The 12,339-nt window shown below is 33.9% G+C and carries 12 protein-coding genes; 6 read left to right on the forward strand and 6 right to left on the reverse strand.

The genetic code is table 11. The features are described from left to right. Positions 1-54: 54 nt before the first annotated feature. Together DI487_RS12205 and DI487_RS12210 are read right to left on the reverse strand one after the other, a co-directional pair. Positions 55-1,173 (reverse strand): N-acetyltransferase, encoded by a 1,119-nt coding sequence (locus DI487_RS12205; RefSeq protein WP_109569902.1) that lies wholly within the window; start codon positions 1,171-1,173, stop codon positions 55-57. Between the two features lie 3 nt (positions 1,174-1,176). Further along, positions 1,177-2,148 carry a transporter gene (locus DI487_RS12210; protein WP_109569903.1) on the reverse strand — a complete coding sequence of 324 codons (972 nt, stop codon included), beginning with the start codon at positions 2,146-2,148 and terminating at the stop codon, positions 1,177-1,179. A 109-nt stretch (positions 2,149-2,257) separates the two neighbouring features. On the opposite strand from DI487_RS12210, the gene DI487_RS12215 reads away from it, so the two are divergent. The 3 genes from DI487_RS12215 to DI487_RS12225 all read left to right on the forward strand — a co-directional run bounded on the left by DI487_RS12215 (position 2,258) and on the right by DI487_RS12225 (position 6,372). After that, positions 2,258-2,515 carry a DUF4834 domain-containing protein gene (locus tag DI487_RS12215; protein WP_109569904.1) on the forward strand — a complete coding sequence of 86 codons (258 nt, stop codon included), beginning with the start codon at positions 2,258-2,260 and terminating at the stop codon, positions 2,513-2,515. A 129-nt stretch (positions 2,516-2,644) separates the two neighbouring features. Beyond that, positions 2,645-5,074 carry a YfhO family protein gene (locus DI487_RS12220; RefSeq protein ID WP_109569905.1) on the forward strand — a complete coding sequence of 810 codons (2,430 nt, stop codon included), beginning with the start codon at positions 2,645-2,647 and terminating at the stop codon, positions 5,072-5,074. A 5-nt stretch (positions 5,075-5,079) separates the two neighbouring features. After that, positions 5,080-6,372, forward strand: a complete 1,293-nt coding sequence (locus tag DI487_RS12225) for a glycosyltransferase family 4 protein (protein ID WP_109569906.1) — start codon at positions 5,080-5,082, stop codon at positions 6,370-6,372. Positions 6,373-6,460: 88 nt separating this feature from the next. On the opposite strand, the gene DI487_RS12230 is transcribed toward DI487_RS12225, so the two are convergent. The 3 genes from DI487_RS12230 to DI487_RS12240 form a co-directional block, all read right to left on the reverse strand. Continuing rightward, on the reverse strand, positions 6,461-7,156 hold the full coding sequence (locus DI487_RS12230; RefSeq protein ID WP_170108206.1) for a hypothetical protein: 696 nt from the start codon (positions 7,154-7,156) through the stop codon (positions 6,461-6,463). Positions 7,157-7,307: 151 nt separating this feature from the next. Then, entirely contained in the window at positions 7,308-7,643 is a 336-nt protein-coding gene (locus tag DI487_RS12235; protein WP_109569907.1) for a CCC motif membrane protein, read from the reverse strand. Between the two features lie 23 nt (positions 7,644-7,666). Next, positions 7,667-8,005 (reverse strand): DUF2752 domain-containing protein, encoded by a 339-nt coding sequence (locus tag DI487_RS12240; RefSeq protein ID WP_245896376.1) that lies wholly within the window; start codon positions 8,003-8,005, stop codon positions 7,667-7,669. Between the two features lie 32 nt (positions 8,006-8,037). Between DI487_RS12240 and DI487_RS16075 the strand changes: the two genes are divergently transcribed. Together DI487_RS16075 and DI487_RS12245 are read left to right on the forward strand one after the other, a co-directional pair. Further along, on the forward strand, positions 8,038-8,211 hold the full coding sequence (locus DI487_RS16075) for a hypothetical protein (RefSeq protein ID WP_170108207.1): 174 nt from the start codon (positions 8,038-8,040) through the stop codon (positions 8,209-8,211). Further along, positions 8,204-8,767 carry a Smr/MutS family protein gene (locus DI487_RS12245; RefSeq protein ID WP_245896378.1) on the forward strand — a complete coding sequence of 188 codons (564 nt, stop codon included), beginning with the start codon at positions 8,204-8,206 and terminating at the stop codon, positions 8,765-8,767. The genes DI487_RS16075 and DI487_RS12245 overlap by 8 nt, the downstream gene beginning before the upstream one ends. A gap of 55 nt (positions 8,768-8,822) precedes the next feature. Here the strand turns inward: DI487_RS12245 and DI487_RS12250 are convergent, their stop codons facing one another. Further along, positions 8,823-9,329 carry a hypothetical protein gene (locus tag DI487_RS12250; protein ID WP_109569908.1) on the reverse strand — a complete coding sequence of 169 codons (507 nt, stop codon included), beginning with the start codon at positions 9,327-9,329 and terminating at the stop codon, positions 8,823-8,825. A 98-nt stretch (positions 9,330-9,427) separates the two neighbouring features. Between DI487_RS12250 and DI487_RS12255 the strand changes: the two genes are divergently transcribed. Beyond that, positions 9,428-12,175 (forward strand): helix-turn-helix and ligand-binding sensor domain-containing protein, encoded by a 2,748-nt coding sequence (locus DI487_RS12255; protein ID WP_109569909.1) that lies wholly within the window; start codon positions 9,428-9,430, stop codon positions 12,173-12,175. The last annotated feature ends 164 nt before the right edge of the window (positions 12,176-12,339 follow it).

The raw sequence follows: 12,339 nt of genomic DNA on the forward strand, positions 1-12,339 counted from the left end.
AGATCATAAATCATAAAAAAAGCTACTCTAATAGAGTAGCTTTTAGCTTTTTAGTTATATATCTTTCTTATAAGTCCGCCTTCTTTTATGGATTCTCGGATTGAAATTTTTCCATAAATTATGCATGGCGTGATTTTCTTCCAATTCGGGAGTTCGTACACAAGTGCGAATGTTTTTAGCTTTAAAAACTTTGTAATATTCTTCAAAAATAACAGCTGTAACCCCTTTTTTCTGATATTCCGGTAAAACACCGATAAGATAAAACACCGCTTCTTTAGAATGCTTTTTGGCTTGCAGTAAATGCCACCAGCCAAAAGGAAATAATTTGCCCTTTGCTTTTTGAAGAGCCTCAGCAAAACCGGGCATAACGATAGTAAAAGCAATCATGTTGTTATGTTCATCCATAATAAACTTAATATATTCCGGATTGATAAAACTGATATGCTTTCTTTTGACATACTCAATCTGTTGCGGTGTAATGGTAACATAAGATTGCAGTTTTTCGTAAGTCGTGTTGAAAACAGCAAACATTTCATCAACATAAGGTATAATATCGGCAGAATTGTCAAAATTCATTACCTTAAGCTTGTAACGTTCTTTTATCATTTTGCTGGCTCTCATAAATCCTTTCGGATCTACATCAAGCATGGAGAAAATACTTTCAATGTATTCTTTTTCTTTGTCCATTCCCAATTTTTCGAAATGCTCTACATAATAAGGTAAACTATACCAGGAGATCATAGTACTGATTTCGTTGAACCCTTCTGACAAGACCCCGACTTTATCAAGATTAGAAAAGCCTAACGGACCTTCTATATGATCCATTCCTTTTTCTTTACCGAATTCGGCAACTTTATCTAAAAGTGCTTTCGTTACGTCAAGATCATCAATGACATCAAACCAACCGAAACGAGTTTTCTTCTTGCCTAATTCATTGACTTCATCCCAATTGACGATAGCGGCAACCTTTCCGACAATTTTATTGTTCTTGTAGGCTAAAAAGAGCTTTAAATCACAATTCTCCAGATTGGGATTCTTTTCTTTGTCAAAAGTTTCCATCTCCTCAGAGATCAAAGGCGGAACCCAATAAGGATTATCTTTGAAAAGCTCAAAAGAGAATAAGATAAAATCTTTTAACTCTTTTTTATTTGTAACTTCTTTGATTGTAACCATACGTTATTCTTCTATCTCAACTGCGTCTTTGCGTTTTTTCTTTTCTTTATCGGCTTTTTTCTTCATCTTTTTGTCCATCTTACTACCGTTGTCTTCTTCCAGTTTCACATCCTCATGTTTCTCGGCAAAGCGCCATGAAAAACCGATGCCGGCAAAGAACAGGGAAGGAGTACTTTTGATATTCTTACCGATAGAAGCGTCTAACTGCATGTTCTTATCAAACAAATAGGCAGCACCTATTCTGAAAACACCATCGGAATAATAATCACCACTATAGCCTTGGTTTTCAATGAAACCGGACCATTTAGCGTTAAAACCTCTGGTTAAGGTTAAAATATAATTAAGGCTTTTAAAATCAGAGGTGAATTTGTCATACGTAATGTTAGTAACCAAAACCCAGTGACGACCAAAATGGTTTTGAGCAATGGCAGTGATCTTAGGGCTTATTGACGGTTCTTCAATGTATGAAGGAGCGTAATTGAACGGTGTATCACCCAGAGCGAAATTGGCTCCGGCATATACGGCTACAGCCGGAATGAATTGTCTCCATTTAAAACGGTGATTAGCTTTCCAACTGTAAATATTTTCTTTTTCAACATAATTTTTAAACGGGTCGTAAACTAAATATTTTGCACCTAATGTCAATTGTTTGAAACCACTTCTGTTTTCCTCTAAAAAGGTAGACGTGTATTTATCTGTTTGGTACTGTATATCAGCAACTACTTCTAATTCTTCTTTCCAGACGCCATAGCGCAATTGCAACTCACCTATAATACCGTTGGCATCATATTTTAATTTGTCATGATTTTCAGTTTTATACATTAAACCGGTTTCAGCTTGTATAACTTTTTTACCTACTGAATATGCCATCATAGAACGTCCCGGGCGGTTAGAATTGATTTCGTCTGTGAATTGAGCAAATAAGAACGGACTGCTTAATAAAAAGAAAATCAAAAAAATAGAAATACGCTTCATTAGAGAAATTTTTTATTTCCAAAAATAGCACTTTTATCATAATTTTAAGAAACAATTCAGCTAAAATAAACACTTATGTAGTATATTTGAATTTTAAAAAAATACGAAAATGGAATTGGCTTCGTTTACAGGATTTATAAGAGTATTGTTTTATATTATTTTGTTCTACTATCTGTTCCGCTTTTTGGCTCGGATTTTTGCTCCTATAGTAATGCAAAAAGCTGTTGACAAAGTACAGGAAAGAATGCAGGATCAAATGAAACAACAAAACTATCAAAATTACAACAATCAGAATACTACTAAGAAAGATATGCCTAAAGAAAAAGAAAAGATTGGTGAGTATATTGATTATGAAGAGATTGAATAATTATTAATTCGCACAAATTACCCTGAAAAGGATATTGCTTCTACAATATCCTTTTTTTATTTACCTTAGCGTCCTGATTATTACTTAAAGTACTACAACTGATAGATTAATAACTCTAAAAACAAATAGATGAAAAATATAAAATCGTATGTGCCGCATGCTTTAGCTGTATTAGGCTTTGTTATTGTTGCTCTGATCTATTTTTATCCGGTTATGCAAAATAAAGTGATTTTTCAATCGGATATTGCGCAATATACCGGAATGGCAAAGGAACAAAACGATTTTAGACAAGAAAAACAACAAGAACCGTATTGGACGAATAGCGCTTTCGGAGGGATGCCAACCTATCAGTTAGGGGCAAATTATCCACATAATTATGTAAAAAAAATAGATAGCCTATTACGATTTTTACCGCGTCCGGCTGATTATTTGTTCCTTTATTTTATAGGGTTTTATATTCTCTTAATGGTGTTAAAAGTAGATCCGTTAAAAGCGTTCTTCGGAGCCTTAGCATTTGGTTTTTCTACTTATTTGATTATTATATTAGGGGTCGGGCACAATGCTAAAGCACATGCTATTGCTTATATGCCTATGGTTTTAGCTGGAGTTTTACTGGTTTTTCAAAAGCGATATTGGTTAGGGGGAATTTTAACTATGATCGCGGCTGCCTTGGAAATACAAGCCAATCACCCGCAAATGACATATTATTTACTGATTCTGTTATTGGTTGTAGGTATTTTTTATGTTATCCGATTCATTAAAGAAAAAGCATTTGTCGATCTGGCTAAGGTTGCGGGTGTTTTTGCAGTGACCGGGATTTTGGCTATCGGAGCTAATGCAACCGGATTAATGGCTACTTCTGAATATGCTAAATTTTCAACCAGAAGCAATAGTGAATTAACCTATGAAGCTGATGGCTCAAGAAAAGAGAATACAAATGCAATGAGCTATGATTATATTACGCAATATAGTTATGGTAAGGCTGAAAGTTTAAATTTAATTGCGCCGCGTTTATTTGGCGGGTCAAATCACGAAGATCTGGGAGTTGATTCGGAAATGTATCGTTTTGTTACCTCTCAGGGAGTTCCGCCTTACGAAGCAATGCAATTGGTAAAACAAATGCCGACCTATTGGGGTGACCAACCTATAGTGGCTGCCCCGGCTTATATCGGAATTGTAGTGTTTTTCTTTTTTGTATTGGCTATGTTTTTGCCGCAAAACCGAAAGATAAAATATATCCTGTTTACAGGAGCTTTGGTATCGTTATTCCTGTCGTGGGGTAAAAACTTTGCCTTATTGACCGATTTTTTCATCAATTATGTACCCATGTATAATAAGTTCCGTGCCGTTTCTTCTATTCAGGTGGTATTGGAGTTGTGTATACCGGCATTAGCTGTTTTAGGGTTTTATGAATTTTTTAAACTGGAAGACAAAAAACAGCAATGGGATTTTTTATGGAAATCTACGGCAGTTACATTTGGTCTTTTGGTAATGTTATTTGTTTTCAAAGGGGCTTTTGATTTTGCAGGAGGTAGCGATGCTTATTACAATGAGGCTTACGGACCGGAGTTCATGCGTGTTCTGAGAGAAGACAGAGCTTCTTTATATACTCAGGATGTATTGCGTTCTATGGGCTTTGTTATAGCTGTTTTTGTGATTCTGTTTTTGGTAACCAAAGAAACACTAAAATCCGTAACAGCAGTAATTTTAGTCGGAGTTTTAATGGTCGGTGACTTGTTTTTTATTGACAAGAATTATGTAAATAAAGAGAATTTTGTTTCTAAAAGAGAAATGGAGCAGCCTTTTCAACCTACACAAGCTGATAAACAAATTTTACAAGATACTTCTCAATACCGTGTTTTTGATTTTGCCGGTAATATGAATAGTGCCCGGGCGTCGTATTTTCATCATTCAATAGGAGGGTATCATGCGGCTAAACCTAGAAGAATGCAACAGTTGTTTGATTATCAGATCGCTAAAAATAATGTGAGAACATTGAATATGCTAAATGTTAAATATGTAATTCAGACAGATGAAGAAGGACAGCCTATAGCCTTGGAAAATCCGTCGGCAAACGGAAATGCATGGTTTGTTGAGAAAGTACAGATCGTCAATTCGGCAGACGAGGAGATGAAAGCATTAGATGATTTAGATACTAAAAAAGTAGCGATTTATAATCCGGATTCTACTATAAAGATGAAAGCTAATTTTAATACTCTCGGGAAAGATTCTTTAGCAGCCGTTCAATTAGTAAAATACGAACCGAATTATTTAAAGTATACGTCAAATAATAGTAAAGACGGTTTTGCGGTTTTTTCGGAGATGTATTATAAAAACGGGTGGAAAGCGACCATTGACGGTGAAGAAACGCCGATTTACAATGTCGATTATGTTTTAAGAGGTTTGTATGTCCCTGCCGGAAAACACACTATTGAGTTTAGATTTGAACCACAAGTAGTAAAAACAGGAAGTACAATTGCTTTATTCAGTTCAATTGCGATGATCTTGGTTGTTGCCGGTGGAATTTATGTGGAACGCAAAAAGAAAATACAAGCTTAATTGTTTTGAATAAACCGACAAAAAAAGTACTCATTGTATCGTATTATTGGCCACCTGCCGGAGGTCCGGGAGTACAACGTTGGTTGAAATTTGTGAAATATTTGCCCGACTTTGCTGTTGAACCACATGTTTATGTTCCTGAAAACCCTACATATCCTCTGGTCGATGAAAAGTTAGTTGCCGAAGTTTCTGAAAAAGCAATTATTCTGAAGCAACCTATTATAGAGCCGTATGGTTTGGCAGCTTTTTTATCCAAAAAGAATACTAAAAAGATAAGTTCAGGGATTATAACTCATAAAAAGAAGCAATCTTTTGTAGAAAGAGCCATGCTTTGGGTGCGAGGCAATCTTTTTATTCCGGATGCCCGCGTGTTGTGGGTGAAGCCTTCTGTACAATTTTTAAAAAAATATCTGATTGAAAATCAAATAACTACAGTGATTACTACAGGGCCACCACACAGTTTGCATTTAATCGGATTAGAGCTTAAGAAAGATTTGAACGTACACTGGATAACTGATTTTAGAGATCCCTGGACAACAATTGGCTATCACAAAGAATTAAAGTTGAGTCATCGTGCGGCTCAGAAACATAAAAAACTGGAAAAAGAGGTACTTAAATCCTGCGATAGGGTAATAGTAACTTCTCCAACGACAAAGAAAGAATTTAAAAACCTGACCGATCGACCGATCTCAGTTATAACTAACGGATATGACGTAGAGAATATCAAGTCGAAACCGATGGATGAAAAATTTACGGTAGCGCATATCGGTTCTTTATTGTCAGAGAGGAATCCGAAAGTTTTATGGGAAGCATTAAGTGAATTGATAGAAGAGAACACTGCTTTTGCGGAAGCATTTCAGTTAAAGCTTATCGGAGCGGTAAGTAGTGAAGTATTGGACAGCTTAAAAGAAGAAGGTTTAGAGGCTTATTGTAATCTTTTAGGGTATATGTCTCATGAAGAAGCTTTACAGGAACAGCGATGTTCTCAGGTATTGTTGCTTATAGAGATCAATTCGCAGGATACTGCTTGTATCATTCCCGGAAAATTATTTGAATATATGGTTTCAGACCGGCCAATTATAGCTTTAGGTCCTGAAAATGCTGATTTTTCACAAATAGTAACTGCTACAAATACCGGAAAGTTTTTTACGTATAAGGATAAAGAAGCGGTTAAAGAATATGTTTTGCAACTTTTTGAAAACTATAGACAAGGAAGTTTAAAGGTGTATCCTGTGGGGTTACAACAGTATAGCCGAAAAGCATTGACTCAGAGTTTAGTTTCTTTATTACCGGAATGAAACAGTCAGTATGAATAAAAAAATCCTGCTTTGCTAATATCGCTCCGCAGGACTTTTTACAAACTAACCAACCAAAAACTATTTATTTTTATTTTCTTGTTTTATTCTCTTGAGTTTCTTTCTTAATTTCTGAAATATCCGTTTCACTCATTTTGGCTTTTGAGCCGTCTTTTCTATAATAATAGAAATCATTGTCGTTATTGTAACCGTAGTCGTTGTCTTCATAATGATAAACAGTTGTTGTGTCATAATGATTATTCGTCGTTGGGGTGTAAGCATAATGTTGGCTGTAAGCGTTTACGAACCCTCTTATGTCTATGATACGTCCTCTACGGTCATAAATAATGCGTAAATTTCCGACTTGTTTTAAAGCAAAACTGTTATAGCTCATATAAACAGATCCAATGCGTTTAACACGTCCCAATGCATCATAGTTTATAAAAACGTTACCCACACGTCTTACCCGTCCCATATTATCATGTTGTACCAAAACACCACGAGGACTATTAGTATTGTAATATCCGTGATAAGTGCGCGGAGCACCGTAAGTACTATTTCTTGGCTGAACTGTATTTGATCTTACGGTATTAAAATCAAAATCTCCGTTAGGAAAAACTAAGAACTCAACTCCTCTTTCCGTGAAAGCAATTGGCTCTGCATATCGATAATCGATAGGAGGAAAGTTATTGTGATTTACACCGTCAGAAACCTTTTCCGTTGATGCTTTTACTATTCCGGTTCCTAAAAGAACAAACGTTGCTAATGCTAAAGTAATTTTTTTCATAACACATCATTTTAAGGTTGAACATTTTTTTGTTTTTAAAACATATCGTTTGGTAATAGATATCCAATTAGCGTGCCAAAAAAATAATCGATGGGTTATAAAAAGAAAAAGAGAGCACTCAGGCTCTCTTTATAAAAATAAGATTTTTTTCTTATTCTATTCCAAAATATTCATTCATTCTATGTTGAAGTAATTGTTGGTCTTGTAGGGTTTCAAAACCGAAAGTAGCAATCATCCAGATAACAAAAAGAAGGTAAATAACGCTAAGGATAATTCCGATAATGGCTAAAACTTTACCTACTTTAAGGTTATTGTAATTGGTATAAAGTTCCGGTGATTGTTTATAAAGAGCAGTGTCTTTTTTAGCTAAAATAAGCGCTACGATCCCTGAAATAAGACCTAAGATTCCATAACAGCAACATCCCAAAATGGAGACAATTCCTAAAATTAAAACAGGGGTTGCATTGGGTAATTTTTGATTTTCCATAAGAAAAAGTATTTAATTTTTGATTAGTATACCATTTTATAAAAGTAAGAAACTACCATTATAATTAAATTTACAATGGCCAGACTAATGACTATTTTAGTGTAGTTTCTACTCTTGTCAATTACATGTAAAAAGATAAACATGAAGAGTAAGATGAGTGTGTAAATTGCAGGGTACATTTTAAAAGCTGCTACAAAATCGCCCTGTAAAAGTAAGGCGAGTGAACGTTGGGTTCCGCATCCTAAACATTCCACACCGAAGAGTTTTTTGCTCATGCAGGGAATCATGTATTTTTCCATTTTTCTGTAGTTTAAAACTGCATTTTTGTAATTAAAAGTAAATATAAAAAATCTTTCTTTCATAGTTTATTATATTTGAAAAAAATACAGTTTTTATGAAAAAAATAGTGTTGACAATCTTGTTTTTCGGAGCAGGTTTTTTAGCCATTTGGGAACAGTCAAAACCCCAACCCAATCCGTTTTTAATGATAGGGGCAATGGCAATTTTTATGATAGGCTTGTATCAAATAATGAAAAAAATACCGAATAAAAAAGAAGACGATGAATAAAGAAATGATAAAAGTAGGGGACAAAGTTGCTGTTTTAGATGAGCCGATTGAAGGAGTGGTTTTAAAAATAGAAAAGCAAGAAATTACGATCAAAACTTCTGACGATTTAATGATGACATTTTTTGTCAACGAGGTGGTTAATATTAATGAAATGAATAATTTAACTGATTTATTCGGAAGTAAAAGTTTAAATGATGTTTTGAATGATAAAAGAGAGCCTAAAAAGCGTAGTTTCACCAAAGAAAAGAAGTCTAAAAAGGATGAATATGTTGTAGAAGTTGATCTGCATATAGAGAAATTGGTGCCCTCAAGTAAAGGGTTGACAAACTTTGATATGCTGAATATCCAAATGGAAACGGTTAAGCGTCAATTAGAGTTTGCTATTAAAAATCGCATTCCGAAATTAGTGTTCATTCACGGCGTTGGTGAAGGTGTTTTGAAATCGGAAATAGAATATTTCCTGTCTCGATATGATAACGTGAGTTTCCAAGAAGCAAATTTCAGAAAGTATGGTTTGGGAGCAACGGAAGTTTATATTAAGCAGAGTTTGGGATAAAGAAAAAGGGAAGCCAACGGGCTCCCCTTTTGTGTTTTTTTAGGACCTATATAATTTAATTGTCTACTTCATAATTTCCGAAAATATAGGTTTCGAAATTGAATGTTTCATCGCCACTTGAAAAGCTTACATTTTGAAAAGTGATATTGTGAGTTAAACCGATTATGGTTGTGTTATCTGTGTCATAAATATAATTGGAGATGATGATAATTTTTCCGCCGGAAGCATTCCATTCTTTTGAAACTATAGGAGAAGCCGGAGGAATATCCCCGCAAAAAGAAGATGAAGTTACAGTTCCAGAATATTTTCTGTAGATGATCTGATTGGTAGTGCTTACATTTAATTCAACAGGCGTGTCTTCAGGAGTAGCATCCGTTGGTAAACTGCTTTCCGGAATATCTAAAAGTAAAGCTTCACTATCATTGATTTTAAAAAGCAAATTAGTGTCAGAGCATTTTTGGATAGATTGGCTGTCAAAATTAAAAGATTGTAATGTGATATCACCATCATCACATGAATGTAGTGAAAAAGTAAGAAGTACTAAGCCTATGATTTTTTTCATCGTTTTGCTGATTTTAGTTAGCACAAAAATAAGTTTAATATTCAATTTTCCGTTAGTGTGGAATTAGTTTTTTAACTTTGGTAATAAATATTTGCTCAGTGAAGTTACATTTTTTTATCCTGATATTCTTTTTTCAGCATTTCCTATTTAGTCAGGAAACATTACCGTTTGTAGAAAACTTTTCCAAACAAGATTACAATGGAGATAATCAGGTTTGGAGTGTTTCGCAGGGTGATGATAATGCGTTGTATTTTGCGAATAATAGTTTTTTGATCCGTTATGACGGAGTTAAATGGGAGAAATATACATTACCTAATAAGACGATCATTCGATCGGTTTTAGCTTTTCAGGGAAAAGTATTTACCGGCTCTTATAATGAATTCGGTTTTTGGGTAAGAGAGAATGGGGTGATGAAATATACATCACTTTCGGCTGATAAAGATTTTTTTGAGGGAAACACGCGTAGTGAAGAGGTTTGGAAAATATTTTCCCTGAATAAAAAGATTTATTTTCAGACATTCAATGAACTTTACATTTATGATAGTGAAAAAATAGTAAAGAAAAATTTTCCGTATCAGATATCCTATTGCTTTGTAGTTAGGGATCGTTTGTTTGCAGCAACCGTTCATAAAGGGATCTATGAATTTCTGGGAGGAGAATTTGATAAAGTAGCCGGACTGGAACCAATTGAAGATAATATTATTTACGGTATAGATGCTTATAAGAATCAAAATTTCTTTTTTACTCAAAAGAACGGTGTTTTTGTGCAAAACGTCAATGAAGAACTGCTGGCTTGGAACCACCCGATCAATGAGAAGTTAAAAACGCAGATTATTATTACGGCTAAAGTCTTTAAGGATAAAGTTTTGATCGGTACAGCTTTCAATGGTATTTATGTAGTTAATTTAACATCAAATGAATATTTTAACATCAATCGGTCTAATTCCCTTCGCAATAATTCAGTTTTAAGTATCAGCGTCGACAAAGAACAAGATGTTTGGTTGGGGCTGGATAACGGAATTTCGCATATTATTCTAAATTCTCCTTATCAGATTTTTTCGGATCATTCCGGGCAGTTAGGTACCGTATACAGTTTAGCGTCGTATGGGGAGGGATATTTGTTAGGGACGAATCATGGTGTTTTTGAAAGTAAGGACAATAAGCTGACTCTTATTCCTAATAGTCAGGGACAAGTGTGGGATATTGAAAAAGTAGACGATAAATATGTCATTGGGCATAACGAAGGAACCTTTGAATATTCAGAAAATAAAGGATATAGAAAGTTAAATGATCTTACTGGAGGCTGGAATTTTAAAAAGGACAAATTTGCCAATCGATACATTCAGGCTAATTACACCGGCTTGTACCTTTTTCCGGATCCGAACGATTTTTCGGTATATAAAAAGATCAATGATAAAATGAAGCCGATTAAGGACTTTGTTCAGGTAGGGCCAAAAGCCTTTGTTTTGGCAGATAGCTATCGAGGTTTGTATAAAGTAGAACTTAATGAAAAAGACGAACCGGAAAAGATAACGAATATAACTCAGTTGAATGAAATACAGAATGATTTTGGGGTAAAGTTATTTCATTATAAAAATGCTGAACTGTATTATATCGATAATGTCTGGTATTTTTTAGAGTCGATTAGTAATAAGTTGATCCCGAATGAAGTCTTTAATGCTAATTTTAAAAATATACAGGAGATCATCTCATTGGATGAGGATGATTTTATAGTAAACAAAGACGGAAAATTATTTATTATCAATAATGTAGACAATAATTTTATTTGGGTGCCAATTCCGCAAGAATATTATTTAGGAAAACTGATAAACAATGAAACAAAAGTTTATAAAAAGGAGGGGAAGTATTTACTTAATACAGACGACGGTTTCTTACAGATTAATTCTTTGAGAAGTCAATTTGCTAAACAAAATGTAAAAATAGAGTTAGCAAGTTCTAATAATACTTTCCTGAGGGAAGGAGGGAGTGTAGGGTTTAAAGAACAGTTAAAGCTTTATGTTATTTCGGAATACTACGGAAGTAAAAAGACACCTCTTTATTATAAAATTGACGATGAGGCGTTAGTACCGCTTGAAAAGGGAGTAGTTGAATTAAAGAATTTGGTGAGTGATTCGCATAGTATCTCGGTATATTACAACGATGGCGAGAAATTTGTCGAGGCATCAAAGTTTAGTTTTAAGGTTTCTGACCCTTGGTATTTCTCTATATGGATGAAATTGGTTTATGTTCTGATAATTGCATCGTTACTTTTGTTGTATTACAAATGGACCAAATATAAATATTACCAAAAATTAAAACTGAAAGAAGAAGAGCTAAAGCATAAGAATGAAATCCTGCGTTTGGAGATAGAAGCAGATAATAAATTGAAACTACAGGAATATGAAAAACATATTTTGGAGAATCAGGTTCAGGCTAAAGCAAATGAATTAGCCAGTAAGTCGCTTTCGATAGTAAAACAAGGTGAATTGATAGATAGTATTCAGAAAATATTAGATTCAGAGAAAAACATAACTTCTTTAAAAGCTAAGATCAGTAAAGCTATAAAGATCAATGCGCTTAATAAAAATGAATGGAAATCATTTGAAGAAAACTTGCTGAAGAGCAATGAAGATTTTGTAAAACAATTAACATTGAAACATCAGAATTTAACGTCAAAAGATATTAAATTATGTATCTATCTTAAGATGAATTTATCCTCTAAAGAAATTGCCCCTTTAATGAATATCAGCTATAGAGGAGTAGAACTTCATCGGTACAGATTACGAAAAAAGATGGATCTGGATTCTTCCGTGAACCTTAATCTGTTTATGAATAATATAAAATAATACTATAATTTTTATAATATCTTTATTTTATTTCTTTTAAAATTATCAAATTATAATACATCATTACTACATCACTATGTTATTATGTGTAGGGTGTTTTACAATATATTAACATTTGTAAAATTTTGTATTATAGTTACTTATGTGTTTTTTATCTCTAAATG

This window comes from Flavobacterium sediminis, assembly GCF_003148385.1.
Lineage (GTDB): Bacteria > Bacteroidota > Bacteroidia > Flavobacteriales > Flavobacteriaceae > Flavobacterium > Flavobacterium sediminis.

What these genes read in the sequence shown, in the direction of transcription:
- DI487_RS12205 (WP_109569902.1), bottom strand. Translation starts at nt 1,173, where the DNA reads ATGGTTACAATCAAAGAAGTTACAAATAAAAAAGAGTTAAAAGATTTT.
- DI487_RS12210 (WP_109569903.1), bottom strand. Translation starts at nt 2,148, where the DNA reads ATGAAGCGTATTTCTATTTTTTTGATTTTCTTTTTATTAAGCAGTCCG.
- DI487_RS12215 (WP_109569904.1), top strand. Translation starts at nt 2,258, where the DNA reads ATGGAATTGGCTTCGTTTACAGGATTTATAAGAGTATTGTTTTATATT.
- DI487_RS12220 (WP_109569905.1), top strand. Translation starts at nt 2,645, where the DNA reads ATGAAAAATATAAAATCGTATGTGCCGCATGCTTTAGCTGTATTAGGC.
- DI487_RS12230 (WP_170108206.1), bottom strand. Translation starts at nt 7,156, where the DNA reads ATGAAAAAAATTACTTTAGCATTAGCAACGTTTGTTCTTTTAGGAACC.
- DI487_RS12235 (WP_109569907.1), bottom strand. Translation starts at nt 7,643, where the DNA reads ATGGAAAATCAAAAATTACCCAATGCAACCCCTGTTTTAATTTTAGGA.
- DI487_RS12240 (WP_245896376.1), bottom strand. Translation starts at nt 8,005, where the DNA reads ATGAAAGAAAGATTTTTTATATTTACTTTTAATTACAAAAATGCAGTT.
- DI487_RS16075 (WP_170108207.1), top strand. Translation starts at nt 8,038, where the DNA reads ATGAAAAAAATAGTGTTGACAATCTTGTTTTTCGGAGCAGGTTTTTTA.
- DI487_RS12245 (WP_245896378.1), top strand. Translation starts at nt 8,204, where the DNA reads ATGAATAAAGAAATGATAAAAGTAGGGGACAAAGTTGCTGTTTTAGAT.
- DI487_RS12250 (WP_109569908.1), bottom strand. Translation starts at nt 9,329, where the DNA reads ATGAAAAAAATCATAGGCTTAGTACTTCTTACTTTTTCACTACATTCA.